Source organism: Streptomyces sp. NPDC008121 (genome assembly GCF_042957155.1).
Taxonomy (GTDB): Bacteria; Actinomycetota; Actinomycetes; order Streptomycetales; family Streptomycetaceae; genus Streptomyces.
Map to the genome: position 1 here is coordinate 201,495 of NZ_JBIBHT010000008.1, position 26,118 is coordinate 227,612.

General features: G+C 74.1%; 21 protein-coding genes. 16 read left to right on the forward strand and 5 right to left on the reverse strand.

Annotated features, from left to right (window positions below):
* Positions 1-33 precede the first annotated feature (33 nt).
* Positions 34-399: a hypothetical protein gene (locus tag ACFZBD_RS25985; protein WP_391143808.1), complete on the forward strand. Its 366-nt coding sequence runs from the start codon at positions 34-36 to the stop codon at positions 397-399.
* A 99-nt stretch (positions 400-498) separates the two neighbouring features.
* Here ACFZBD_RS25985 and serC read toward each other — a convergent pair whose 3' ends face one another.
* The gene (gene serC, locus ACFZBD_RS25990; protein ID WP_391143810.1) at positions 499-1,617 is read right to left on the reverse strand and encodes a phosphoserine transaminase; all 1,119 of its coding nucleotides are present in this window, start codon (positions 1,615-1,617) and stop codon (positions 499-501) included.
* Positions 1,618-1,789: 172 nt separating this feature from the next.
* Here serC and ACFZBD_RS25995 point away from each other — a divergent pair, with 172 nt between their 5' ends.
* A complete protein-coding gene (locus ACFZBD_RS25995; RefSeq protein WP_391143813.1) occupies positions 1,790-4,495 on the forward strand; it encodes an FAD-linked oxidase C-terminal domain-containing protein in 2,706 nt (901 codons plus the stop codon).
* 203 nt (positions 4,496-4,698) lie between these two features.
* On the opposite strand, the gene ACFZBD_RS26000 is transcribed toward ACFZBD_RS25995, so the two are convergent.
* Positions 4,699-5,634: a helix-turn-helix domain-containing protein gene (locus ACFZBD_RS26000; RefSeq protein WP_391144381.1), complete on the reverse strand. Its 936-nt coding sequence runs from the start codon at positions 5,632-5,634 to the stop codon at positions 4,699-4,701.
* 167 nt (positions 5,635-5,801) lie between these two features.
* Here ACFZBD_RS26000 and ACFZBD_RS26005 point away from each other — a divergent pair, with 167 nt between their 5' ends.
* Positions 5,802-6,395: an MBL fold metallo-hydrolase gene (locus ACFZBD_RS26005; RefSeq protein ID WP_391143816.1), complete on the forward strand. Its 594-nt coding sequence runs from the start codon at positions 5,802-5,804 to the stop codon at positions 6,393-6,395.
* Positions 6,396-6,465: 70 nt separating this feature from the next.
* On the opposite strand, the gene ACFZBD_RS26010 is transcribed toward ACFZBD_RS26005, so the two are convergent.
* Positions 6,466-7,320: a LysR substrate-binding domain-containing protein gene (locus ACFZBD_RS26010; RefSeq protein ID WP_391143819.1), complete on the reverse strand. Its 855-nt coding sequence runs from the start codon at positions 7,318-7,320 to the stop codon at positions 6,466-6,468.
* A 123-nt stretch (positions 7,321-7,443) separates the two neighbouring features.
* On the opposite strand from ACFZBD_RS26010, the gene ACFZBD_RS26015 reads away from it, so the two are divergent.
* Positions 7,444-8,385 (forward strand): EamA family transporter, encoded by a 942-nt coding sequence (locus ACFZBD_RS26015; RefSeq protein WP_391143822.1) that lies wholly within the window; start codon positions 7,444-7,446, stop codon positions 8,383-8,385.
* On the opposite strand, the gene ACFZBD_RS26020 is transcribed toward ACFZBD_RS26015, so the two are convergent.
* Positions 8,363-9,490, reverse strand: a complete 1,128-nt coding sequence (locus ACFZBD_RS26020; protein WP_391143823.1) for a hypothetical protein — start codon at positions 9,488-9,490, stop codon at positions 8,363-8,365. The genes ACFZBD_RS26015 and ACFZBD_RS26020 overlap by 23 nt on opposite strands.
* Before the next feature lie 186 nt (positions 9,491-9,676).
* Here ACFZBD_RS26020 and ACFZBD_RS26025 point away from each other — a divergent pair, with 186 nt between their 5' ends.
* From ACFZBD_RS26025 to ACFZBD_RS26065, 9 genes are all read left to right on the forward strand, one after another.
* Positions 9,677-10,465: a TIGR03084 family metal-binding protein gene (locus ACFZBD_RS26025; RefSeq protein WP_391143826.1), complete on the forward strand. Its 789-nt coding sequence runs from the start codon at positions 9,677-9,679 to the stop codon at positions 10,463-10,465.
* A complete protein-coding gene (locus ACFZBD_RS26030) occupies positions 10,465-12,159 on the forward strand; it encodes an acyclic terpene utilization AtuA family protein (RefSeq protein WP_391143827.1) in 1,695 nt (564 codons plus the stop codon). Before ACFZBD_RS26025 ends, ACFZBD_RS26030 begins: the two co-directional genes overlap by 1 nt.
* On the forward strand, positions 12,156-13,754 hold the full coding sequence (locus ACFZBD_RS26035) for a carboxyl transferase domain-containing protein (protein ID WP_391143829.1): 1,599 nt from the start codon (positions 12,156-12,158) through the stop codon (positions 13,752-13,754). The genes ACFZBD_RS26030 and ACFZBD_RS26035 overlap by 4 nt, the downstream gene beginning before the upstream one ends.
* A 7-nt stretch (positions 13,755-13,761) precedes the next feature.
* Positions 13,762-15,654 (forward strand): biotin carboxylase N-terminal domain-containing protein, encoded by a 1,893-nt coding sequence (locus ACFZBD_RS26040; protein ID WP_391143830.1) that lies wholly within the window; start codon positions 13,762-13,764, stop codon positions 15,652-15,654.
* Entirely contained in the window at positions 15,651-16,784 is a 1,134-nt protein-coding gene (locus tag ACFZBD_RS26045) for an acyl-CoA dehydrogenase family protein (protein ID WP_391143833.1), read from the forward strand. Before ACFZBD_RS26040 ends, ACFZBD_RS26045 begins: the two co-directional genes overlap by 4 nt.
* 45 nt (positions 16,785-16,829) lie before the next feature.
* The gene (locus ACFZBD_RS26050) at positions 16,830-18,404 is read left to right on the forward strand and encodes an AMP-binding protein (protein WP_391143836.1); all 1,575 of its coding nucleotides are present in this window, start codon (positions 16,830-16,832) and stop codon (positions 18,402-18,404) included.
* Positions 18,401-19,123, forward strand: coding sequence for an enoyl-CoA hydratase family protein (locus ACFZBD_RS26055; RefSeq protein ID WP_391143838.1), 723 nt, complete (start codon positions 18,401-18,403; stop codon positions 19,121-19,123). The genes ACFZBD_RS26050 and ACFZBD_RS26055 overlap by 4 nt, the downstream gene beginning before the upstream one ends.
* Positions 19,111-19,689, forward strand: a complete 579-nt coding sequence (locus ACFZBD_RS26060; protein WP_391143841.1) for a TetR family transcriptional regulator — start codon at positions 19,111-19,113, stop codon at positions 19,687-19,689. The genes ACFZBD_RS26055 and ACFZBD_RS26060 overlap by 13 nt, the downstream gene beginning before the upstream one ends.
* Before the next feature lie 230 nt (positions 19,690-19,919).
* Positions 19,920-20,951 (forward strand): 2-oxoglutarate and iron-dependent oxygenase domain-containing protein, encoded by a 1,032-nt coding sequence (locus tag ACFZBD_RS26065; protein WP_391143843.1) that lies wholly within the window; start codon positions 19,920-19,922, stop codon positions 20,949-20,951.
* Here the strand turns inward: ACFZBD_RS26065 and ACFZBD_RS26070 are convergent.
* Positions 20,930-22,030, reverse strand: a complete 1,101-nt coding sequence (locus ACFZBD_RS26070; protein ID WP_391143846.1) for a citrate synthase — start codon at positions 22,028-22,030, stop codon at positions 20,930-20,932. The genes ACFZBD_RS26065 and ACFZBD_RS26070 overlap by 22 nt on opposite strands.
* Before the next feature lie 223 nt (positions 22,031-22,253).
* Between ACFZBD_RS26070 and pdxH the strand changes: the two genes are divergently transcribed.
* The 3 genes from pdxH (at position 22,254) to ACFZBD_RS26085 (ending at position 26,096) form a co-directional block, all read left to right on the forward strand.
* The gene (pdxH, locus tag ACFZBD_RS26075) at positions 22,254-22,880 is read left to right on the forward strand and encodes a pyridoxamine 5'-phosphate oxidase (protein ID WP_391144384.1); all 627 of its coding nucleotides are present in this window, start codon (positions 22,254-22,256) and stop codon (positions 22,878-22,880) included.
* A 205-nt stretch (positions 22,881-23,085) separates the two neighbouring features.
* Positions 23,086-24,264, forward strand: coding sequence for a hypothetical protein (locus tag ACFZBD_RS26080; RefSeq protein ID WP_391143848.1), 1,179 nt, complete (start codon positions 23,086-23,088; stop codon positions 24,262-24,264).
* Between the two features lie 479 nt (positions 24,265-24,743).
* A complete protein-coding gene (locus tag ACFZBD_RS26085) occupies positions 24,744-26,096 on the forward strand; it encodes a PAS domain-containing protein (RefSeq protein ID WP_391143851.1) in 1,353 nt (450 codons plus the stop codon).
* Positions 26,097-26,118 lie beyond the last annotated feature (22 nt).

The window sequence follows — 26,118 nt, forward strand, 5'->3', positions numbered from 1 at the left end:
GACCGGGCCGGTCGTGAGAGGCGTGGAGGAACCATGACCGGATTCACTCGCGAGGACACCCCCGTCGCCATGGAGGGCGGGGGACTGGACTTCCGTATGCGTGAGGCCGGAGGCGACATGACCGTCGCCTTCATCCACCTTCCCCAGGGCACCGACATGGGACCGGCGCTCAAGGGGCTGGAAGACGACCTCTGCCAGTGCCCCCACTGGGGCTATCTGCTCAAGGGCCGGATCAGGATGCGGACCGCCTCGGGCGAGGAGACCTACGAGGCGGGACAGGCCTACTACTGGGGTCCCGGGCACGCGCCCGAGGCGCTGGAGGACGTCGACGTCGTGGAGTTCTCGCCGACCGTCGAGTTCAACGAGGTGATCGACCACGTGAAGGCCCAGTCGGGCTGAGCGGACCGGGTGAGGGACGACGGGGGACGGGGTACGGCGAGGGCCCGGCGGTGACACACCGCCGGGCCCTCGTCGTCGTCTTCGGTTGCTTCGGTACGACTACAGCTTCTCGATCACATAGTCGACGCACGCCGTCAGGGCCTGCACGTCGGCTGGGTCGACCGCCGGGAACATCGCCACGCGCAGCTGGTTGCGGCCCAGCTTGCGGTACGGCTCGGTGTCCACGATGCCGTTGGCGCGCAGCGCCTTGGCGACCGCCGCCGCGTCGATGTCGTCGGCGAAGTCGATCGTGCCGATGACCTGCGAGCGCTTGGCCGGGTCCGTGACGAACGGCGTCGCGTACTTGGACTCCTCGGCCCAGCCGTACAGAGCCTGCGACGACTGCTTCGTACGGGCCACGGCCCAGTCGAGGCCACCCTGGCCGTTGATCCACTTCAGCTGCTCGTTCAGCAGGAAGAGGGTCGAGAGGGCCGGGGTGTTGTACGTCTGGTTCTTCAGCGAGTTGTCGATCGCCGTCGGGAGGGAGAAGAACTCCGGGATGTGGCGGCCGGACTCGTGGATCTTCTTCGCGCGCTCCAGGGCGGCCGGGGAGAACGCCGCCAGCCACAGGCCGCCGTCGGCGGCGAAGGACTTCTGCGGGGCGAAGTAGTAGACGTCCGACTCGGTGATGTCGACCGGCAGGCCGCCCGCGCCGGAGGTCGCGTCGACCAGGACGAGCGCGCCCTCGTCGGCGCCCGCGACCCGCTTGACCGGGGCCGCGACACCGGTGGAGGTCTCGTTGTGGGTGTACGCGTAGACGTCGACGCCCGCCTCGGCCCGCGGCTCCGGGTGGGTGCCCGGGTCGGAGGAGATCACGGTCGGCTCGGCCAGCCAGGGGGCCAGCTTGGCGGCCTTCGCGAACTTGGAGGAGAACTCGCCGAAGGTGAGGTGCTGCGACTTCGACTCGATCAGCCCGTGGGTCGCGATGTCCCAGAAGGCGGTCGAGCCGCCGTTGCCCAGGATCACCTCGTAGCCCTCGGGCAGCGAGAAGAGGTCACGCACTCCGGCACGTACCTCGCCGACCAGGTTCTTGACCGGGGCCTGGCGGTGGGACGTGCCGAGGAGGGAGGTGCCGGTGGCGGCCAGGGCGTCCAGCGCCTCCGTACGCACCTTGGAGGGGCCCGCGCCGAAACGGCCGTCGGCGGGCTTGATGTCAGCGGGAATCCGGATCTCAGCCACGAGACGGAGCGTATCCGGTCGGAAGGGCCGCGTCAGACGATGTCCGCCGGATGAGACGGCCGCCGGGACGCCGGTGAGACGTCGCCAAGGCGCCGGTGGGGACGGTCGCGGCGGCTCGCGGGGACGGTCGCCGGGACGGCGGCGGGGGCGCCCGGTGGGCCATCCTGGCCGGGTGGGAGAAGACGAGCGACACGAGGGACTGGAAGAGGCGCTCCGCGCCGCCGTGGCCGGGGACGTCGACTTCGGGACCACCGCACGGGCCCTGATGACCATGGACGCGTCCAACTACCGCCGGGTGCCGCTCGGCGTGGTCGCCCCGCGTGACGCGGCGGACGTGGCGGCGGCCCTGTCGGTGTGCCGGGAGTTCGCGGTGCCGGTGGTGGCGCGCGGCGGCGGGACCTCGATCGCCGGGCAGGCGACCGGCACCGGCGTCGTCCTCGACTTCACCCGCCACATGCGGGCGCTGCTCTCCCTGGACCCCGAGGCGCGGACGGCCGTCGTCCAGCCCGGGCTCGTCCTGGACCGGCTGCGGGAGGCTGCCCGCCCGCACGGGCTGACCTTCGGACCCGACCCGTCCACGCACAGCCGCTGCACGCTCGGCGGCATGATCGGCAACAACGCGTGCGGGGCGCACTCGGTCGCCTGGGGGACCACCGCCGACAACGTCATGGGGCTCGACGTCCTCACCTACGGCGGGACGCGGCTGCGCCCCGGCCGGGACTGGCAGGGCGCGCCGGACGGGCTGCGGAGGCTGGTCGACGGGCATCTGGCGGAGCTGCGGACCGGGTACCCCGACGGCCTGCCCCGCCGGATCTCCGGCTACGCGCTGGACGCCCTGCTGCCGGAGCGGGGCGCGGACGTGGCCCGGTCGTTCTGCGGGAGCGAGGGCACGCTGGGGGTGCTGACGGAGGCGACCGTACGGCTCGTGGCGGCGCCGGCCTCGCCCGTCCTCGCCGTCCTCGGGTACCCGGACGAGGGCGCGGCCGCCGACGCGGCGGTGGGGCTCCTCGCGCACGGGCCGCTGACGGTGGAGGGGATGGCCGCCGATCTGGTGCGGGGCGCGGTGGGGCTGCCGCGCGGCGGTGCGTGGCTGTTCGTCGAGATGGACGGCGAGCCGGCGGCGCGGGCGCTGGTCCGGGCGGCGGACGCCCTGGACGCGGCGGTGGTGACCGATCCGGCCGGCCGGCGGGCGCTGTGGCGGATCCGCGAGGACGCGGCAGGGACGGCGACCCGGATGCCCGACGGGACGGAGGCCTGGCCGGGGTGGGAGGACTGCGCGGTGCCGCCCGCGCGCCTCGGCTCGTATCTGCGCGCGTTCCGGGCGCTGCTCGCGGAGTACGGGCTGCGCGGGACGCCGTACGGGCACTTCGGTGACGGCTGTGTGCACGTCCGCATCGACTTCGACCTGTGGACGGAGCGGGGTGTGGGGCGGTTCCGGGAGTTCTCGGAGGCGGTGGCGGGCCTCGTGGTCGGGCACGGCGGCTCGCTGTCGGGGGAGCACGGGGACGGGCAGGCGCGGGCCGAACTGCTGCCGAGGATGTACGGCCCCGGTCTGGTCCGCCTCTTCGGCGAGGTCAAGGACCTGTGGGATCCGGACGGCGGCCTGAACCCGGGCACGCTGGTGCGGCCGACCCGGCTGGACGAGAACCTGCGCTTCACCGGGCTGCCGGTGGTCGTCCCGGAGGCGGTCCGGTGCGTCGGCGTCGCCAAGTGCCGGGTGGCGGGGCCGAGCGCCGGGCCGGGCGTGATGTGTCCGTCGTACCGCGCGACGGGGGAGGAGCGGCACTCGACCCGGGGCCGGGCGAGGCTGCTGCACGAGATGGCCCTGGGCGAGGTGGTCACGGACGGCTGGCGTTCGGAGGAGGTCCTGGAGGCCCTCGACCTGTGCCTGTCGTGCAAGGGGTGCCGGAGCGACTGCCCGGTGGGCATCGACATGGCGGCGTACAAGGCGGAGTTCCTCCACCGTCACTACGAGGGCAGGCGGCGGCCGTGGTCGCACGTCACGATGGGCCGGCTTCCGCAGTGGCTGCGCTGGTTCGGTCCGGCCCTGAACCTCGGCGCCGCGCTGCCCTTCGCCGCCCGTCTCGCCGGCACCACCCCGGAGCGCGCCTTCCCGCGCGTCGCGTCCCGGACGTTCGTCTCCTGGTTCGGCACGCGCCTGGAGACCCCCTCCGACGCCCTGTTGTGGCCGGACACCTTCACCAACCACCTCGCCCCCCAGGTGGGCCGCGCGGCGGTACGGGTCCTGGAGGCGGCGGGCGTCCGCGTCGGGCTGCCCCCGGGCCGGGTGTGCTGCGGGCTCACCTACGTCTCCACGGGCCAGCTCGACCGGGCGCGCACGGTCATGCGCCGGACGCTCGACGTCATGGAGGCCGCGACGGGCCCGGTCGTGGTCCTCGAACCGTCCTGCGCGGCCACCCTGACGACCGATCTGCCGGAGCTCCTGCCCGACGACCCCCGGGCCCGCCGCCTGGCCTCCTCCGTACGGACCTTCGCCCAGGGCCTGGAGGAGCTGGCGCCCGGGTGGCGGCCGCCGCGCCTGGACCGCGAGACGGTGGGGCAGACGCACTGCCACCAGCACGCCGTCCTCGGCGACGCGGCCGAGCGCCGGCTGCGGGAACGCGCGGATCTGCGCGGCCCGCTGAGCGGCGGCTGCTGCGGCCTGGCGGGCAACTTCGGTTTTGAACCCGGGCACTACGACGTGTCGGTGGCCTGTGCGCAGGACCAGCTCCTGCCCGCGCTCGGCGCGGCGGGCGAGGAGGCGGTCGTCCTCGCCGACGGCTTCTCCTGCCGCACGCAGATCGAGCACCTGACGGAGCGCCGGGGGCGGCACCTGGCGGAGGTCCTCGCGGAGGCGATCCACGGCCGGGAGGCCTGAGCCGGCCGGGGTCGGACCTTCCCGGTTGGCCGGGGCCTTACGGGCCCAGCCCAGGGCGGGGGAGGCCCGACCAGGCCGGGACCGCCGAATCACGCCCTCGGGGCGTCCGTCGCCGCCTCGCGGCGCCCGGGTGCCCCCGCGCCTGCTCGACACCCCGTTCGCCCGCCCGCTCCGGGGCCTCGCGCGCCGCCGTGCCGGCCGGCTCAGGCGCCGCCGCCGGGGAGCCCGGCCGCCTCCATCCTGCTGAACGTACGGCGGTAGGTGCGGGGCGGGACGCCGCGGCGGCGGACGAACTGTTCGCGCAGGACCGCCGCGCTGCCGTAGCCGACGCGCCGGGCGATCTCCTCGACCGGCAGCTCCGTGGTCTCCAGCAGCTCCTCGGCCCGCGCCAGCCGCAGGCCCAGCACCCACGCGTGCGGGGTGGTGCCCGTCGCGGCCGTGAAGCGGCGGGCGAAGGAGCGGCGGCTCATCAGCGCGCGCCGGGCCAACTCCGCCACCGGCAGCGGCTCGTGGAGGTGCGCGCGGGCCCAGGCCAGCACGTCGGCAAGCCGCTCGTCCTCGCCGTCCTCGGGGACGGGCGCGGCCAGGTACTGCGCCTGACCGCCGTCGCGGTGCGGCGGCAGGACGAGGTCGCGGGCGACGGCGTTGGCGGCGGCGGCGCCGTACTCGCGGCGCAGCAGGTGCAGGCAGAGGTCGAATCCGGCGGCGGCCCCCGCGCCGGTGAGGATCCGGCCCTCGTCGACGTAGAGGGCGTCCGGCTCGACGGTGAGCGACGGGTGGCGGCGGGCGAGGAGTTCGGCGAACCGCCAGTGCGTGGTGGCCCGCAGGCCGTCGAGCAGCCCCGCGGCGGCCAGCGCGAACGTCCCCACGCAGTGCGCCCCGACCAGCGCGCCGCGCGCGTGGGCGGCCCGCAGCGCGTCGAGCACGGCATCGGGCGGCGGGGTGCGGAAGTCGGCCCAGGGCAGGGCGAGTACGAGATCGGCGGAGGCGATCCGGTCGAGGCCGTGCGTCACGGCGAGCGGCACCCCGACGTCGGTGGGGACCTGCCCGGGCCGTTCGGCGCAGAGCGCGAAGTCGAAGAGAGGCAGGCCCGGGGCCCGGGCGGCGAACACCTCGGCGACGAGGCCGGCGGCGAGCATGCCGACGCGCGGCGGGGCGTAGGCGGCGACCTTCACGCGGCGACCTTCACGCGGCGACCTTCATGCGGCGAGTGTGGCACGCGGTGCGCCCCTCGTGGCAGGAATCCCGCGATCGGTGGCAGTACGGCCACTCGTGGCGGTCCGGGGGGCCGACGAGAGTAGGGGGCATGACAGAGAACCCGCTCGGCACCAGCGCCCGCTACACCGTTCTGACCACCGGTTACACCACCTCCACCGGCCCCGGCGTCGCCGCCACCGTGTCGTACGTCCGGGACGGCGACCGGCACGTGATCGTCGATCCGGGCATGGTGGCGCACCGGGACCGGATCCTCGGTCCGCTCGCCGGACTGGGCCTGGGACCGGACGACATCACCGACGTCGTGCTCAGCCACCACCACCCCGACAACACCATGAACGTCGGCCTCTTCGGCCGGGCCCGCGTCCACGACCACAAGGCGGAGTACCTCGACGACCAGTGGACCGACCGGGACGCGGAGGGCCACGAACTCACCGGCTCCCTGCGCCTGATCCGCACCCCCGGCCACAGCGCCGAGGACATCACCCTCCTCGCGGGCACGGCGGACGGGGTGGTGGCCTTCGTCGGAGACCTGTGGTGGCGCCCGGACGGCCCGGCGGACGACCCGGTGGCCCCGGACCGCGACGTGCTGCGCACCTCGCGCCTGCGGGTCATGGCGGCGTCGGACGTGATCGTGCCGGGCCACGGGGCGCCGTTCGCGACGGTGGACCAAGTGCCGGTCTAGGGAGGGTCGTTCCGGCCTGGTGAGCCGGTCCTGGGCGTACGGCCCCGGGGCTCGCGGCCCGGTGGCGGGCTCAGGTGCGGGTGATCTCGCGGGCGAGGGCGACCAGCGCCCCGGTCGCCGGGTGCGGGGCCGCGTCGCGCCAGGCCAGGACGGTGTGGACGGCGGGCGCGTCGGTGAGGGGGCGGTAGGCGACGCCCGGGTGCGGGTGCATGTCCGCGGTGGAGGCGGCCGAGACGCCGACGCCCCGGCCCGCGGCGATCGCGGTGAGCCAGTCGTCGGTGTTGGCGACGGTGAGCGTGCCGGCCGGCCGGGGGGAGGCGGGCCAGAGGTCGAGGGTCGTCGTGCCGGAGACGGTGTTGAGGACGACCGTCTCGGTCGCGAGGTCCGCGAGGAGCACCGTCGTCCGGTCCGCCAGCGGGCTGTCCGCCGGGAGGGCGGCGATCCGGGTCTCCGTGATCAGCTCCTCCGTGGCGAGGCCCGGCGCGTCCACCGGTCCGCGCAGCAGGGCCGCGTCCACCTCGCCGCGTACGAGACCGGCCGTGCGGTCGTCGACGCGGAGGAGTTCGAGCGGGGTCTCGGGGTGTTCGTGCTGCCAGCGCCGGAGCAGCGGGGTGGTGTACGGACCGAAGGCCGCCCAGGCGTGGCCGAGGCGCAGCGGCCGGTGGCGCAGGCGCTCCGGGTCGAGGGCGGTGTCGAAGGCGGCGACGGCCGCGGCGGCCCGGTCGTGGAAGGCGCGGCCCTCGGCGGTGAGGGAGAGGTGGTGGGTGGAGCGGTCGACGAGGCGGACGCCGAGGTGGCGTTCCAGGGCGGCGAGCGTGCGGGAGACGGCCGGTTGGGTGAGGTGGAGCCGGGCGGCGGCCCTCGTCACGTTGCCCTCTTCGGCGATGGCGAGGAAGGAGCGGAGATGACGCAGCTCGATGCCCATGTCCTTCGAGCATAACCGCAGCCCAATCGGCATTTCCGGTGCGGCGCGGGGGTTCGTACGGTGACAGTCGGAGTCCGGGAGGCGAGTGCACTATCCTGGACTGGAAGTACAGCGCGTTGGACCATGCAAGGGAGTGAGCCGGTGGACAGCCCGGTCAAGGACATCGCCGCCGTCTCCGTGCCGGAGGCCGCGGCCGCCTCCGCGGGGACCGGGCGCGCGAACCGCCTCGGCCCCGTGGCGCTGGTCGTCACCGGCGGTCTGTCCGTGCAGTTCGGATCGGCCCTGGCGGTCCTGCTGATGCCCCGGGCCGGCGCGCTCGGTGTGGTCACGCTGCGCCTGGTCCTGGCCGCCGTGGTCCTTCTGGTCGTCTGCCGCCCGAAGGTCCGCGGCTACGGCCGCGCGGACTGGGGCACGGTCGTCGCCTTCGGCACCGCCATGGCGGGCATGAACGTCCTCTTCTACCAGGCGGCCGACCGGATCCCGCTCGGCGCCGCCGTCACCCTGGAGGTCCTCGGCCCGCTGGTCCTGTCCGTGGTGGCCTCCCGACGGCTGGTGAACCTGCTGTGGGCCGGGCTCGCTCTCGGCGGCGTCGTCCTGCTCGGGGGCGGCGGGTTCGACCGGCTCGATCCGGTGGGCGCGGCGTTCGCGCTCGCCGCCGGGGCGATGTGGGCGACCTACATCGTCTTCAGCGCCCGTACCGGCCGCCGCTTCCCGCAAGCGGACGGTCTCGCGCTCGCGATGGCCTTCGGCGCGGTCCTCAGCCTGCCCCTCGGGATCGTGGAGGCGGGTGACCGGCTCCTCGTGCCGTCGACGATCGGCCTGGGCCTCGCCGTCGCCCTGCTCTCCTCGGTCCTGCCGTACACCCTCGAACTGCTGGCGCTGCGCCGTCTGCCCGCGCCCACCTTCGCGATCCTGATGAGTCTGGAGCCGGCGATCGCGGCGACCGCCGGTTTCCTCGTGCTGAGTCAGGCGCTGTCCCCGACGGACGCGCTGGCCATCGCGCTCGTCATCGCGGCCAGCATGGGCGCGGTCCGCACCCAGGTCAGGCGCGCGGCCGACCGCTGACCTTGCGGGGCCGCACGAGCAACGCGAGCCCTCCGGCGAGGATCAGCGCCCCGGCCAGGCCGGCGGCCGCGGCCGTCGACCCGCTGCCCGTGTCGGCCAGCTCGCCCCCGGTACCGGAACCGGAGCCGCCCGTCGGGGTGGCGGACGGGGCCGGGGCCGTGGTGGACGCGGTCGGCGTCGGGGTCGCGGTGGGCTTCGGGCTCGGCGGTCCGGTCGTCGGGGTGGGGGTCGGGGTGGGCTTCGGCCCCTTCGCGATCCGGAGCACCAGGTCGTCCCCGTCGTTGGCGGTCTCGGGGTCGAGGATGTCGGCCGGGTAGAGCCCGGCCGGGACGCGGAAGGTCGTCCCCGCGGCCTTCTGCGGGAAGGTCCAGGTGAAGGGGAGGGCGTAGCTCTCGCCCGGGGCCAGGCCGTCGTACAGATCGCAGACGAGGGAGCCGGGGTCGGCCCAGCACGCCTTGTCGTAACCCCCCGGCCAGTAGTCGCCGTAGTCGCCGTAGAGGGACAGGTGCACGACGAAGCTCTCGATCCGTCCGGGTCCGTGGTTGGTCACCACCAGCTCGGTCCGGACCTTCTCGCCCGGCCGCACGGAACCGGTCGGCGCCTTCCACTCCACGCCCACGTCATTGCCCGTGCGGACGTCGACCGTCGCGGTCGCGGTGTTGTCCTCGGGCCTGGTGTCGACCGCGTCGCCGAGGTCCGCGGTGGCCGTGAAGGCGAGCGTGGTGCCCGCCGGCACGTCCTTGCCGAGCTTCAGGCGCACCTGCTCCCCGACCTGCTGCTCGGAGTCCCGGGTCCGGCAGGCGAGGGTGCGCCCGTCCGGGGTCGGCGTGCAGCGCGCCGGGTGGCTGAGGGATTCCACGTACGTGACCCCGCGCGGCAGGGGGATCGTCACGCCCAGTGCGGGCAGGCTCCCCGACACGACGTCGGCCCCGACGGCGACGATCACCGTCCGTCCCGGGGCCAGGGCCTTGACGTCCGTCGTCAGGGTCGTCTTCACGTCGACACCGCCCGGCGCGTCCGCGGCCCGTGCCGTCGCTGTGAGCGAACCCAGCAGCAGGGCCGCCGCCCCGATGGCCGTCGCCGTCCGTATCGGACCACGCCTCATGCGTCCGTCCCCCCGCTCGTCACCCACGCTTTACCGACAGTTGGACGGCCCGACCGCTCCAAAGGTTGTACACGAATAAACCAAGCAAGCATGCTTGATTGTTTCTCTGCCCGCTGCCATGCTCCTCGGCACGCCCGTGTCCCACCGTTCACGCCCGTGTCCCACCCTTCCCGAGGGGAGCGCACCGTGTCCGACCCCGCCGTCGTCCTCGACGATCTGCGTGAGGAGAGCGAGGAGGTCGACCGGCTCGTCCGAGGGGCGGCCGACGAGAGGTGGGCCGCGCCCACCCCCGCCCCCGGCTGGACCGTCGCCCATCAGATCGCCCATCTCGCCTGGACCGACCGGGCCGCCCTGCTCGCCGTCACCGACCCCGACGCCTTCGCCGCCGAGACGGAGAAGGCGATGGCCGCGCCCGACCGATTCGTCGACGACGGGGCCGCCGAGGGCGCCGCGCTGCCGCCGGCCGTGCTGCTCGACCGCTGGCGCGAGGGGCGCGAACGGCTCCAGGAGGCCCTGCGGGCCGCACCGGCGGGCGCCCGGTTCCCCTGGTACGGGCCGCCGATGAGCGCGACCTCCATGGGAACCGCGCGGCTCATGGAGACCTGGGCGCACGGCCGGGACGTCGCCGACGCCCTCGGCGTCGTGCCCGAACCGACCGCCCGGCTGCGGCACGTGGCGTGGATCGGCCTCAGGGCCCGCGACTACGCCTATCTGGTGCGGGGCATCCCGGCGCCGGCCGAGCCGTTCCGGGTCGAACTGACCTCCCCCGACGGCGAGGAGTGGGTCTACGGCCCGCCGGACGCCACCCAGCGGATCACCGGGCCCGCCCTCGACTTCTGCCTCCTGGTCACCCAGCGGGTCCACCGCGACGACACCGCCCTGACCGCCGAGGGCGCCGACGCCGAGCGGTGGCTCCGCATCGCCCAGGCCTTCGCCGGCCCCGCGGGCCCCGGCCGCCCGCGCCGGGACGCCTGATGGACGTCCTGCGGATCGGCAACGCCTCCGGCTTCTACGGCGACCGCTTCGACGCCGTCCGCGAGATGCTCACCGGCGGCGAACTCGACGTCCTCACCGGCGACTACCTCGCCGAACTCACCCTCCTCATCCTCGGCCGCGACCGGCTCAAGGACCCGTCCTCCGGCTATGCCAAAACCTTCCTGCGCCAGATGGAGGAGGGCCTCGGCCTCGCCCACGAGCGCGGGGTGCGGATCGTCGCCAATGCCGGCGGCCTCCACCCCGCAGGGCTCGCCGACGCCCTGCGCGCCCTGGCCGCCCGCCTCGGCGTCCCCGCCCGGATCGCCCACGTCGAAGGCGACCTCCTCCCGCCCCCGGACGGCGCCCTCACCGCCAACGCCTACCTCGGCGGCGCGGGCATCGCCGCCTGCCTGGAGGCCGGCGCGGACGTCGTCGTCACCGGCCGGGTCACCGACGCCGCCCTCGTCACCGGCCCCGCCCAGTGGCGGTTCGGCTGGAGCCCGGACGATCCCGGGTGGCACGACAGGCTGGCGGGCGCCGTCGTCGCCGGACACGTCCTGGAGTGCGGCACCCAGGCCACCGGCGGCAACTACGCCTTCTTCGCGCAAGCCGGCCACGACGTCCGCCGCCCCGGCTTCCCCCTCGCCGAGATCCACGCCGACGGCAGCTCCGTCATCACCAAGCACCCCGGCACCGGCGGCGTCGTCGACATCGGCACCGTCACTGCCCAGCTCCTTTACGAGACCTCCGGCGCCCGCTACGCCGGACCCGACGCGACCGCCCGCCTCGACACCGTACGGCTCACCCAGGCGGGCCCCGACCGGGTCGCGATCGACGGCGTGCGCGGAGAGGCCCCGCCCCCCACCCTCAAGACCGGACTCACCCGCCTCGGCGGCTTCCGCAACGAGGTCGTCTTCGTCCTCACCGGCCTCGACATCGACGCCAAGGCGCGCCTCGTCCGGGACCAGATCGACGACGCGCTCGACCGCGCCGGCTCCCGGCCCGCCGAACTCCGCTGGGAACTCGCCCGCACCGACCGGCCCGACGCCGCCACCGAGGAGACCGCGAGCGCCCTCCTCCGCCTCGTCGCACGGGACCCCGCGCCCGAACCGGTCGGCCGCGCCCTCACCGGCGCCGCCATCGAACTCGCCCTCGCCAGCTACCCCGGCTTCCACGTCACCGCCCCGCCCGGCAAGGGCGCCCCCTACGGCGTCTTCGAGGCCGCCCACGTGCCCGCCGTCGACGTCCCGCACACCGCCGTCCTGCCCGACGGGACCCGGCTCGCCCTCCCCGTACCCGCGCGGACCCGGGAGCTGGAGCCGCTGCCCGCGCCGCCGCTCCCCGAGCCGCTGCCGCCGGGACCGGTGCGGCGCGCCCCGCTAGGGCTCGTCGCCGGAGCCCGCAGCGGCGACAAGGGCGGCGACGCCAACGTCGGGGTGTGGGTGCGGACCGACGCGGCCTGGCGCTGGCTGGCCCACACCCTGACCGTCGAGCGGTTTCGTGCGCTGCTGCCGGAGACCGCCGGGCTCCGCGTCGTCCGCCACGACCTGCCGAACCTGCGCGCGGTGAACTTCGTCGTCACCGGCCTCCTCGGCGAAGGCGTCGCCTCCCAGGCCCGCTTCGACCCCCAGGCCAAGGCCCTCGGCGAATGGCTCCGCGCCCGCGCCCTCGACATCCCGGAGGAACTGCTGTGACCGTCCTCGCCTCCGCCCTCGACACGGACGGATCCGACTACGCCGCCCACCGCGCCGCCATGCTCGACAAGCTGGCCGCCCTCGACGCCGCGCACGCCACGGCGCTTGCGGGCGGCGGCGAGAAGTACGTCCAACGGCACCGCCGGCGCGGCAAGATGCTCGCCCGCGAGCGGATCGAGCTGCTGGTCGACCCCGACACGCCCTTCCTGGAGCTGTCGCCGCTCGCCGCCTGGGGCAGCGACTATCCGGTGGGCGCCTCGATCGTCACCGGCATCGGCGTCGTCGAGGGCGTCGAGTGCCTGATCACCGCCAACGACCCCACCGTGCGCGGCGGGGCCTCCAACCCGTGGACGCTGAAGAAGGCCCTGCGCGCCAACGAGATCGCGTACGCCAACCGGCTGCCGTGCATCGCGCTCGTCGAGTCCGGCGGCGCGGACCTGCCCTCCCAGAAGGAGATCTTCATCCCGGGCGGGGCGCTGTTCCGGGACATCACCCGGCTGTCGGCCGCCGGGATCCCCACCCTCGCGGTCGTCTTCGGCAACTCGACGGCCGGCGGCGCGTACGTCCCCGGCATGTCCGACCACACCGTGATGATCAAGGAGCGGTCGAAGGTCTTCCTCGGCGGTCCGCCGCTGGTGAAGATGGCGACGGGGGAGGAGAGCGACGACGAGTCGCTCGGCGGCGCCGAGATGCACGCCCGGACGTCGGGGCTCGCCGACCACTACGCCGTGGACGAGGCGGACGCGCTGCGCCAGGCGCGCCGGATCGTCGCCCGCCTCAACCACCGCAAGGCGCACCCCGATCCGTCCCTCGCCGAGCCCCCGGCGTACGACACGGACGAGCTGCTGGGGATCGTGCCGGGGGACCTGAAGACGCCGTTCGACCCGCGCGAGGTGATCGCCCGGATCGTGGACGGCTCCGACTTCGACGAGTTCAAGCCGCTCTACGGACAGAGCCTGGTGACCGGCTGGGCGTCCCTGCACGGCTATCCGGTGGGCATCCTCGCCAACGCCCGGGGCGTCCTGTTCTCCGCCGAGTCGCAGAAGGCCGCGCAGTTCATCCAGTTGGCGAACCAGCGGGACATCCCGCTGGTCTTCCTCCACAACACCACCGGCTACATGGTCGGCAAGGAGTACGAGCAGGGCGGCATCATCAAGCACGGCGCGATGATGATCAACGCGGTGGCGAACTCGAAGGTCCCGCACCTGTCCGTGCTGATGGGCGCCTCCTACGGCGCCGGCCACTACGGCATGTGCGGCAGGGCGTACGACCCGCGGTTCCTCTTCGCCTGGCCGAGCGCCAAATCGGCCGTCATGGGCCCGCAGCAGCTCGCCGGCGTCCTCTCGATCGTCGCCCGCGCCTCGGCCGCCGCCAAGGGACAGCCGTACGACGACGAGGCCGACGCCGGTCTGCGCGCGATGGTCGAGGCGCAGATCGAGTCGGAGTCGCTGCCGATGTTCCTGTCCGGGCGGCTGTACGACGACGGCGTCATCGACCCCCGCGACACCCGCACGGTCCTCGGGCTGTGCCTGTCCGCGATCCACACGGCACCGGTCGAGGGCGCCCGCGGCGGCTTCGGCGTCTTCCGAATGTGAGGCTTCGATGATTCAGTCGGTACTGGTCGCGAACCGGGGCGAGATCGCCTGCCGGGTGTTCCGTACCTGCCGGGAGCTGGGCATCGCGACGGTCGCGGTGTACTCCGACGCCGACGCCGGTGCGCTGCACGTCCGCGAGGCCGACGCGGCGGTCCGGCTGCCCGGCGCGGCCCCCGCCGAGACGTATCTGCGCGGGGACCTGGTGGTGAAGGCGGCGCTGGCGGCCGGCGCGGACGCGGTCCACCCGGGCTACGGCTTCCTGTCGGAGAACGCGGACTTCGCGCGGGCGGTCCTCGACGCGGGCCTGGTCTGGATCGGGCCCCCGCCGGCCGCGATCGAGTCGATGGCGTCGAAGACCCGGGCGAAGGAGCTCCTCGGCATCGCCCCGCTCTCCGCCGACGACGTCACCGGGGCCGACCTCCCGGTCCTGGTCAAGGCGGCGGCGGGCGGCGGCGGCCGGGGCATGCGGATCGTCCGCGACCTCGCCGACCTGCCCGGCGCGCTGGCCGCCGCGTCGGCCGAGGCGGCGAGCGCGTTCGGCGACGGCGAGGTGTTCGTCGAGCCGTACGTCGAGAACGGCCGCCACGTCGAGGTGCAGGTCCTCGCCGACACGCACGGCACGGTGTGGACCCTGGGGACCCGCGACTGCTCCCTGCAGCGCCGGCACCAGAAGGTCGTCGAGGAGGCCCCGGCGCCCGGTCTGCCGCCGGCGCTGGAGGCCTCGCTGGTGGAGACGGCCGCCCGGGCGGCGAAGGCCGTCGGCTATGTGGGCGCGGGAACGGTCGAGTTCCTGGTCGCGGACGGCCGGGCGCACTTCCTGGAGATGAACACCCGCCTCCAGGTGGAGCACCCGGTGACGGAGGAGGTCCACGGCGTCGACCTCGTCGCCCTCCAGATCGCCGTCGCCGAGGGCGCCCCGCTCCCGGGAGACGCCCCGCCCGCGCGCGGCCACGCGATCGAGGCCCGGCTGTACGCCGAGGACCCGGCGGCGGGCTGGACCCCGCAGACCGGCACGCTGCACGCGCTCGCGTTCCCCCCGGGCACGCGCGTCGACACCGGCTACGCCCCGGGCGACACCATCGGCGTGCACTACGACGCCATGCTCGCCAAGGTCGTCGTCCACGCCCCCACCCGCGCCGAGGCCGTCCGCCGACTCGCGCACGCCCTGGAGACGGCCCGGGTGCACGGGCCCGTCACCAACCGGGGCCTGCTCGCCGCCTCCCTGCGGCACCCCGACTTCCAGGCGCCGGAACGGCTCGACACCGGCTTCTACGAACGGAACCTCGACGCCCTCACCCAGGCCCCGCCCGGGGAGGCGTACGCCGCCGTCGCCGCCGCGCTCGCCGAGGCGGCCGCCCGCCCCGGCCGGTTCGGCGGCGGCTGGCGCAACGTCCGCGCCCAGGACCAGAGCCGGACCTACGGCCCGCACGAGGTGCGCTACCGGCCCACCCGGGACGGCGGCCACACGGTCACCGCCCCCGAGGGGGTCCGCGCGGTCCACGCCACCCCGCACCGGGTGCGGCTCGACATCGGCGGAGTCGTCCGGGACTTCGACGTCGCCCGGTACGGCGACACCGTCCACGTCGGACCTCACCGGCTCACCGCGCGCCCCCGCTTCCCCGACCCCCGCGAGCAGACCGCGCCCGGCTCGCTGCTCGCACCCATGCCCGGCACCGTCGTCCGGGTCGCGGACGGCCTCACCGTCGGCGACCGGGTCACCGCCGGTCAGCCGCTCCTCTGGCTGGAGGCCATGAAGATGGAGCACCGCGTCACCGCCCCCGCCTCCGGCACGCTCACCGCGCTCCACGCCGCCCCCGGCCGCCAGGTCGAGGTCGGTGCCCTGCTCGCCGTCGTACAGGACTCCGTACAGACCGAAGCACAGGAGGAACAGACCGTATGAGCACCGTCATCGAACCCCCCGAGCACACCGCCCTGCGCTCCGCCGTCTCCGCGCTGGGCCACCGCCACGGCCGCGGCTTCGACCGGGCCGCGTTGTGGGCCGAGGCCGGGAAGCTCGGTTATCTCGGGGTGAACCTGCCCGAGGAGTACGGCGGCGGGGGCGGCGGCATCGCCGAACTCTCCATCGTCCTGGAGGAGGCGGGCGCGGCCGGCGCGCCCCTCCTGATGATGATCGTGTCCCCGGCGATCTGCGGCACGGTCATCGCCCGGTTCGGCACCGAGGAGCAGAAGGGCGCCTGGCTGCCGGGCCTCGCCGACGGCAGCCGCACGATGGCCTTCGGCATCACCGAGCCCGACGCCGGGTCCAACTCCCACCGCATCACCACCACCGCCACCCGCACCGAGGACGGCTGGACCCTCAACGGCCGCAAGGTCTTCGTCTCCGGCGTCGACATCGCCGACGCCACCCTCGTCGTGAGCCGCACCTCCGACGCCCGCACCGGCAATCTCAAGCCCTGCCTCTTCATCGTGCCGCGCGACGCGCCCGGCTTCGGCCGCCAGGTCATCGAGATGGAGCTCGCCGCCCAGGAGAAGCAGTTCGAGCTGACCCTGGACGACGTCCGCCTCCCCGCCGACGCGCTCGTGGGCGACGAGGACGCGGGCCTGCTCCAGCTCTTCGCCGGACTCAACCCCGAACGGATCATGACCGCCGCCTTCGCCATCGGCATGGGCCGCTACGCCCTCGACCAGGCGGTCGCCTACGCCAAGGAGCGCCAGGTCTGGAAGGCGCCGATCGGCGCCCACCAGGCCATCGCCCACCCCCTCGCCCAGGCCCACATCGAGCTGGAGCTGGCCCGGCTGATGATGCGGAAGGCCGCCGTCCTGTACGACGCGGGCGACGACATCGGGGCCGGCGAGGCCGCCAACATGGCGAAGTACGCGGCCGGCGAGGCCTGTGTGAAGGCTGTCGACCAGGCCGTCCACACCCTCGGCGGCAACGGCCTCACCCGCGAGTTCGGCCTCGCCCAGCTCGTCACCGCGGCCCGCGTGGCCCGGATCGCCCCCGTCAGCCGGGAAATGATCCTGAACTACGTGTCCCACCAGTCCCTGGGTCTCCCCAAGTCGTACTGATGCACGCGATCCTGACGCCACCTTCCACCACTCCAGGGGGCACGCATGGTGTTTCACAGCGAGTACGCGGACGTCCCGGCCGTCTCCCTCCCCATCCACGAGGCCGTCCTCGGCCGGGCGGCCGAGTTCGGCGACGCCCCGGCCCTGATCGACGGGGCCGGCGAGCTGACCCTCACGTACGCCCAGGTCGACGCCTTCCACCGGCGGATAGCCGCCGGGCTCGCCGAGGCGGGCGTCCGCAAGGGCGACGTCCTCGCCCTGCACAGCCCCAACACCGTGCTGTTCCCGGTGGCGTTCTACGCCGCCACCCGGGCCGGCGCGTCCGTCACCACCGTCCATCCGCTGTCCACGCCGGAGGAGTTCGCCAAGCAGCTCCGGGACTCCTCCGCGCGCTGGATCGTCACCGTCTCCCCGCTCCTCGGCCCCGCCCGCCGGGCCGCCGAACTCGCGGGCGGGATCGAGGAGATCCTCGTCTGCGACACCGCAGGGGACTGCCGCTCCCTCCAGTCGTTCCTGGCCTCCACCGCCCCCGAGCCGCACGTCGCCATCGACCCCGACGAGGACGTCGCCGCCCTGCCGTACTCCTCCGGCACCACCGGCGTCCCCAAGGGGGTGATGCTCACCCACACCTCCATCGCCACCAACCTCGCCCAGCTCGAACCCTTCGTCCCGATGGGTCCCGGCGACCGGATCCTCGCCGTCCTGCCGTTCTTCCACATCTACGGCCTGACGGCCCTGATGAATGCCCCGCTGCGGCAGGGCGCCACCGTCGTCGTGCTGCCCCGCTTCGACCTCGACACCTTCCTCGCCGCGATCCAGAAGCACCGCATCAACGGGCTGTACGTCGCCCCGCCGATCGTCCTCGCCCTCGCCAAGCACCCGGCCGTCGCCGACTACGACCTGTCCTCCCTGGAGTACGTGGTCAGCGCCGCCGCCCCGCTCGACGCCTCCCTCGCCGAGGCGTGCTCGGCCCGGCTGAAGCTGCCCCCGGTCCGGCAGGCGTACGGCATGACGGAGCTGTCCCCGGGCACCCACGTCGTCCCGCTCGACGCCGTGGACCCCCCTCCCGGCGCGGTCGGCAGGCTGCTGCCCTCCACCGAGATGCGGATCCTCTCCCTCGACGACCCGGCGCGGGACGCCGAGCCGGGCGCGGAGGGCGAGGTCGCCATCCGGGGCCCGCAGGTCATGAAGGGGTACCTGGGCCGCCCCGACGCGACCGCCGCCATGATCGACGCCGACGGCTGGGTGCACACCGGCGACGTCGGCCGGGTCGACGCCGACGGCTGGCTGTTCGTCGTCGACCGGGTCAAGGAGCTCATCAAGTACAAGGGGTTCCAGGTCGCCCCGGCCGAGCTGGAGGCGCTGCTGCTCACGCACGACGGCGTCGCCGACGCGGCGGTGATCGGCGTCCCGGACGAGGACGGCAACGAGGTCCCGAAGGCGTACGTCGTCCGGCAGCCGCACGCGCCCGGTCTGACCGGCGAGGACATCATCGCGTTCGTGGCGGGGCAGGTTGCCCCGTACAAGAAGATCCGGCGGGTGGAGTTCACCGACACGGTCCCCCGGGCCGCGTCGGGGAAGATCCTGCGCCGCGAGTTGAGGGAGCGAGAAGGCTCATGACGCTGGTCTCCGCCGTCGAGGAACGCGGCATCACCACCCTGACCCTGGACTCGCCCGGAAACCGCAACGCGCTCTCCGCGGGGCTGGTCGCCGAGCTGGCCGAGGCGCTGACCGCGTGCGGGAAGGACCCGCGGGTACGGGCGGTGGTGCTGACCCACTCCGGCTCCACCTTCAGCGCGGGAGCGGACCTGAAGGCGCCGCCCAACCCGTACACCTTCGTGTCGCTGCTGCGGCAGATCGTCGAGCTGCCGAAACCGGTGGTCGGCGTGGTGCGCGGACACGCCCGGGCGGGCGGCCTGGGGCTGCTGGGCGCCTGCGACCTGGTGGTGGCCTCCCCGGAGGCGGACTTCGCGCTGACGGAGGTGCGGATCGGGGTGGCCCCCGCCGTCATCTCGCTGACGCTGCTGCCGAAGCTGGAGCCGCGGGCGGCGGCCCGCTACTACCTCACGGGCGAGCGCTTCGGCGCGGCGGAGGCGGCCCGCATCGGCCTCGTCACGGCCGGCGAGGAGGAGCTCGAGCCGATCCTGGACGGGCTGCGCAGGGGCTCGCCGCAGGGCCTGGCCGAGTCCAAGCGCCTGGTCACGGCTACAGTCCTGGAGACCTTCGAGCAGCACGCGGAGGAGCTGGTGCGGCGCTCCGCCTCGCTGTTCGCCTCCGCCCAGGCGCGCGAAGGGATGACGGCCTTCCTCGAACGACGGGACCCCGAATGGGCGTTGTGACCGCTCCCAAGCAGGACCGCAGCCGGGCCACCCGGCAGCGGCTCCTGGAGGCGGCGGTGTCCTGCCTGGCCGCACACGGCTGGGCGGGCTCCACCGTCTCCGTCGTCGCCGAACGCGCGGGCGTCTCGCGCGGCGCGGCCCAGCACCACTTCCCGACCCGCGAGGACCTCTTCACGGCGGCCGTCGAGTACGTCGCCGAGGAACGCTCCCAGGCCCTGCGCACCCTCGCGGCCCGCGACCGGCGTGAGGTGGTCGCCGCCCTCGTCGACCTCTACACCGGCCCGCTCTTCCGCGCCGCCCTCCACCTGTGGGTGGCCGCCTCCGACGAGGAGCAGCTGCGCGCCCGCGTCACGGACCTGGAGGCCCGCGTGGGCCGCGAGTCCCACCGCATCGCGGTCGAACTCCTCGCCGCCGACGAGTCCCGCCCCGGCGTCCGCGAGACGGTCCAGGGCCTCCTCGACATGGCCCGCGGCCTCGGCCTCGCCACCCTTCTCACGGACGACCGCGCCCGCCGCGAACGGGTGGTGGCGGAATGGGCCCGCCTGGTGGACGAGGCGCTGGGCTGACGGGACCCCGCAGGAGGCGAGCCCTGTGAGGGCGGCCACATACAGCCCCGCGCCCCCGCAGTACGCTGGTCGCATGCTTTCGCTCGTACGCCGCCGCCACGTGGACTTCCTCCGCGTCGCGAGCATGGGCTGTCGGCCGTCCGTCTGACCCCGGCACGCCCACCCCTCCCGGTCACCCCGGCGGAGACCCCGCCCGGCCGGGCCCCGTACACCCCACGCGGACGCACACCATGACCTACAGCTCCCAGCTCCCCATCGTCGACCTCGCCGCCGCCGACCGCGGCCCGCAGGCCCGGCGGCTGCTCCACGCGCAGCTCCACTCCGCCGCCCACGACGTCGGCTTCTTCCAGCTCGTCGGGCACGGCGTCACCCCGGCCGAGACCCAGGCGCTCACCGCCGCCATGCGGGCCTTCTTCACGCTGCCGCAGGCCGACCGGTTCGCCATCGACACGACGTACTCACCGCACTTCCGCGGCTACACCCGGGTCGGCGACGAACGCACCGGCGGCTCCCGCGACTGGCGCGACCAGCTCGACATCGGCGCCGAGCGCCCCGCCCACGTCCCCGCCCCGGGCGAGGCCCCGTACTGGTGGCTCCAGGGCCCCAACCAGTGGCCCGCCGCCCTCCCCGAGCTGCGCCTCGCCGCCCTGAACTGGATCGAGCGTCTCAGCGGGGTCGCCGAGCGGCTGCTGCGCGAGCTGCTCGTCTCCATCGGCGCGCCCGCAGGCTTCTACGACGACATCTTCGGCGCCCAGGCCCACCCGCACCTCAAGCTGGTGCGCTACCCCGGCTCCGCCGCCGACGGCGACGGGCAGGGCGTCGGCGCCCACAAGGACTACGGCTTCCTCACCCTGCTCCTGCAGGACCACGTCGGCGGGCTCCAGGTCGAGCGGGAGGACGGCGTCTTCCACGACGTACCGCCGCTGCCCGGCGCCTTCGTCGTCAACCTCGGCGAGCTCCTCGAGGTCGCGACGAACGGCTACCTCCTCGCCACCCACCACCGGGTCGTCTCCCCGCCCGGTGCGACGGAACGCTTCTCCGTCCCGTTCTTCTACAACCCGCGCCTGGACGCCCGCATCCGCCCGCTGGAGTTCCCCTACGCCGAGTCGGCGCCCGGCGTCACGGCCGACCCGGCGAACCCGCTGTTCGCCGAGTACGGCCGCAATGAGCTCAAGGGCAAGCTGCGCGCCCACCCGCTGGCGGCGGCCCGCCACCACGCGGGCCTGCTCACCGGCGGGAATCAGCCCGCGATGTCGTCGTAGCCCTCGATCTCGCGCGGGTTGCGCTGGCCCGGGCCGGTGTAGCGCGCCGACGGGCGCACCAGGCGGCCGGTCCGCTTCTGCTCCAGGATGTGCGCCGACCAGCCGGCCGTACGGGCGCAGGTGAACATCGACGTGAACATGTGCGCCGGGACCTCGGCGAAGTCGAGCACGATCGCCGCCCAGAACTCCACGTTCGTCGCCAGGACCCGGTCCGGGCGGCGGTTGTGCAGCTCCTCGAGCGCCGCCTTCTCCAGCGCCTCGGCGACCTCGAAGCGCGGCGCGGCCAGCTCGCGCGCCGTGCGGCGCAGCACGCGGGCGCGCGGGTCCTCGGCGCGGTAGACGCGGTGGCCGAAGCCCATCAGCCGCTCGCCCTTGTCCAGGGCCTGCTTGACGTACGCGGTGGCGTCGCCGGTCCGCTCGATCTCCTCGATCATGCCGAGGACACGCGACGGCGCTCCGCCGTGCAGCGGCCCGGACATGGCGCCCACGGCGCCGCTCAGCGCCGCCGCCACGTCCGCGCCGGTCGAGGCGATGACGCGCGCGGTGAAGGTGGAGGCGTTCATGCCGTGCTCGGCGGCCGACGTCCAGTAGGCGTCGACGGCCTGGACGTGCTTGGGGTCCGGCTCGCCGCGCCAGCGGATCATGAACCGCTCGACGACGGACTGCGCCTTGTCGATCTCGCTCTGCGGCACCATCGGCAGGCCCTGTCCGCGCGCCGACTGGGCGACGTACGACAGCGCCATGACGGCGGCCCGGGCGAGGTCCTGGCGGGCCTGCTCGGCATCGATGTCGAGCAGCGGCTTGAGCCCCCACACCGGGGCGAGCATGGCGAGCGCGGACTGGACGTCGACGCGGATGTCGCCGGAGTGCACCGGGATCGGGAAAGGCTCGGCGGGTGGCAGACCGGGGTTGAACGCCCCGTCGACCAGCAGGCCCCAGACGTTGCCGAACGAGACGTGGCCGACCAGATCCTCGATGTCGACGCCGCGGTACCGGAGGGCGCCGCCCTCCTTGTCGGGTTCGGCGATCTCCGTCTCGAACGCGACGACTCCTTCGAGTCCGGGTACGAAGTCGGACATCAGGCGGCTCCTCTATCGATGATCAATCATCCGTCGGGGCGGGCATGGTCGGAAGTAACAGTCATCCAGCCGAAGAGTCTGTACGGTTCCGACGATGCGGGGAAGCGTGACATCCGGCACACTCCGCCGATCCGGCGAGGAAGGGTTAGCGTCCCGTGGTGCCGGGCAAACTCCGTCGCTACGGCAGGATGGCCCCGTGACCGACGCTCTCGATCCCGCCGACATGCGCGAGCAGTACCGGACCCCGCGGATCTCCGCGGCCGACCTCGCCCCCGAACCGATCGAACAGTTCGCGCGCTGGTTCAAGGAGACCGCCACGAGTCCGGCGATCCACGAGCCGAACGCCATGGTCGTCTCCACCGCCACGCCCGAAGGCCGCCCGTCGTCGCGGACGGTGCTGCTGAAGCACTTCGACGAGGCGGGCTTCGTCTTCTACACCAACTACGGCTCCCGCAAGGGCGAGGAGCTGGCCGCCAATCCGTACGTCTCGCTGCTCTTCCCCTGGCATCCGCTGGCCCGTCAGGTCATCGTGACCGGCCGGGCGGCCCGCACGGGCCGCGACGAGACGGTGGCGTACTTCCGCACCCGCCCGCACGGCTCGCAGCTCGGCGCCTGGGCGAGCCGCCAGTCCTCCGTGATCGAGTCGAGCGCGGAACTGCTGTCGCGGTACGAGGAGTTGGCCGCCCGCTATCCGGAGCGCGAGCAGGTGCCGGTGCCGCCGGAGTGGGGCGGCTTCCGGGTCGTGCCGGAGGCGGTCGAGTTCTGGCAGGGCCACGAGAACCGGCTGCACGACCGTCTGCGGTACGTCGGCACCGGCGAGGGCTGGCGGATCGAGCGCCTCTCGCCCTGACGTCGAGTTGCGGGACGGGGTGGGGAAGCGAAGAGTGGTGGGTGGAACGCGTGGGACACCGTTGAGCAGTGGATCTCCGGTGACTTCGGACCGTACGACGGTCGGACTTCGGGCCGTACGACGGTCGGACCCGTTCGGCGGGCCGAGCCCGCAAGGGCACGCCGACACCCCCCGGAACGCACCTCGGAACGCACCTGGAATCGTCATGCCCCTCATCGCCCGGCGCCGGATCTCCCGTCTGGTCGGCGCCTCCTGTCTGGCCGCGGCGCTCGCCGTACCGGCGGGGGTGGCCACGGCCGCGTCCGCGGCCGACGCCGCCCCGCGCACACCGGCCGCGGTGCTCGATCCGCCCAATCCGCCGCCCGAGCCCGAGGCCCCGCAGCAGCCGCAGGAGCCGGCGGATCCGCCGGCCGAGCCGGACGCCCCGCAGGAGCCGCAGGAGCCGGCCGATCCGCCGGCCGAGGAGGACCCCGCCGACCCGCCCGCCGAGGAGGAGGACCCGGGTCAGCAGCAGCCGCAGCAGCTCCAGCAGCTCACGAACACCGAGCGGCAGGAGACCGTGGCCCTGGTGGACAAGCTCCCGGCCGCGGAGAAGGCGAAGCAGAAGGAACAGCTGGACCAGGCGCTGAAGGACATCGACGACCCTTCGACGCCGAAGGAGGCGAAGGCGGCGGCCGAGCGGTACGTGGAGGGGCTCAACGCGGGGCTGAAGAAGATCCAGGACCCGAAGACGCCGCCGGCGGAGCTGGCCGCCTACAAGAAGATGGTGGCCGGGCTCAACCAGGCGCGCGCGCTGAGCGGGGACCCGAAGCTCAGCGCGGGCGAGAAGGAGTTCTACCGGGCGATGACGGCCACGCTCGGCGGGGGCCTGAAGAGTCTGGACGCGCCGAACCAGAATCCCGCCGAGAAGGCGCAGTTCATGCGGTTCCTGACGCTCCTCAGCGACGGGGTGCTGGCCACCCAGAAGCCCGCGACGGCTCCGAAGGAGAAGGTGGACAAGGAGAAGGTCCAGAAGAAGATGGAGGACGTCGCCAAGGCGCTGGTGGTCGTGGGCAACCCGAACGCGACGCAGCAGCAGAAGGACGACGCGCAGAAGACGCTGGACGAACAGGCCGCGGCGCCGCAGAACCCGCAGTACCTGGCGCTCGTCGAGGAGCTCAAGCGCCTGAAGGCGCCGACCGCCTGCCTCGACGCGGTGCAGAACCGGACCGCCCAGGCCGGCTGGCCCGACGGATCCCTGTGGGGTCTGACCGACCCGGCGTGCGAGGACACGGTGGCCGCGGGCGCCGCCGACACCGACAGCCGGTGGAGCGCGCTCTTCGAGTGCGTGCGGGAGGAGCCCTTCTCCACCTGCGCGGTGAACATCCCCAAGGAGAACGAGTGAGGGTGACGCACCACGGCCCCACGACCGAGCCCCCCGCGATTCTCCGCGGGGGGCTCGGCCGTACGCACACGTCCTGGGACGCGGACGACCCGTGGGCCTTGGTCCCGTCCGCTCGAGTTCGGACGAGAGCCGGCCGGACTTACCGGCGGCCCACGGGTCGGGTGACTGCTGGGGTTTTCGGCAGCTGACCTGCCGAGGCACAGAGTGCGACGACAGGCCTTAGCCCGCAGTCACCTCACGAGTCCGAAAAGAAACCATTTTTTCGGATCACCTCCTTTCGCGTGTACCCACACCTTAAGAACCCCGGAGCGAGGGCTCAAGTGTTTTTTCGCGCGAGGTCCCACGAGCTCGCACGGTGTCCGTTCGTTTCCGGGGCGCAACTTTTTCGTTGAACGGGGTGTGTCCTGCGTCACGTTCCAGTTGAATTGGCCGGGGCGTGCGGATGCACGCGCGTACACCGTCCTGCCAGGGGGTTCGGGATGAGTGCTTCCACGAGCGAGACCGCGGAACGGGCGGCCGACGGGCAGGGGCCCGGGGCGGATCTGCTCGCCGCGCTGCTGGACGGGATGGACGCGGCGCTCTGCGCCCTCGACGCGGACGGCACCGTCACGCACTGGAACCGCGAGGCCGAGCGGATCCTCGGCTGGTCGGCCGCGGAGGCCGTCGGGCGGCGCGGCTTCGAGGGGTGGGCGGCGCGCAGCGCGGACGCGGCGGAAGCCCTCGCGCGGCTCATGACGGCCATGGGGGCACCGGGCCGGCAGGTCCACGAGTTCGCGTTACTGCGCAAGGACGGCGGCCGGGTGCTCGTCCGCACCCAGTCGGCGGGGGTGCGCGGCGCGGACGGGTCACCGGCCGGGGTGTACTGCGCGTTCAGCGAGGTGCACGCCCAGATCGACCTGGAGCGGTCGATCGCGCTCAGCGAGGCCCTGTTCGAGGACGCGTCCTGGGGCGTGGTCCTGGTCGACGTCGATCTGCGGCCGACCGTCGTCAACGGACACGCGGCCCGGGCGATGGGGGTCGGCCCCCGGACCCCGCTGGGGCGGCCGCTCGGCGAGCTGGTCGTCCAGGGCGTGGAGGAGCTGGAGGGCGCGCTCCAGCACGTGCTGGCGGAGGGGGCGCCCCGGGCGGCCGCCGAGGTGTGGGTGACGCTGCGGTCGGCGGAGGGCGAGCGCCGGCGGTGCTGGCGCAACGCCTTCGTGCGGCTCTCGTCACCGCTGGCCGAGGAGCCCGTGCCGCTCGGCGTGGGCTGGCTGTTCCAGGACGTGACCGAGGAGCGGCTGGCGGAGCAGGAGGCCGACCGGCTGCGGTTCCGCTACAGCCAGCTGCACCGGGCGGGCGCGGCGGCGGCGGAGTGCGAGGACCCGATGGAGGCGGCGACCGTGCTCCTGGACTTCGCCCTGGCGGGCTTCGCCGACCACGCGCTGGTCGACGTCACGGCGGGCGAGCGCCGCCTGTCCCGCGCGGCGGCCACCCCCGCGGGCGCCCCGGGCCCGGTCGCCCCGGTCACGGGCGGCGGCATCCCGCTCCGCTACCCCTCGGGCCACCCCGCCCTCCAGTCCCTCTCCCGCCAGGGCCCGATCCGCGCCTCGGCCCCCACGTCACCCCCGGAGGCCGCCGCGGCCTGGGCGGCGGAACGCCACTGGCCCCGCGACGCGGCCCACGCCCTCTGCCTCCCCCTGCGCAGCCGCGGCCGCACGGTCGGAGTGGCGACCTTTCTCCGCTCGCCCTGCCGCCCCTCGTTCGAGCGTCAGGACAAGGTCTACGCGGAAACGGTCGCGGCCCGGGTGGCGGCGTATCTGGACCTGGCGGCCCTGGAGACCACGGAGAGGTGAGGGCCAACCCTCGCGGGGGCGG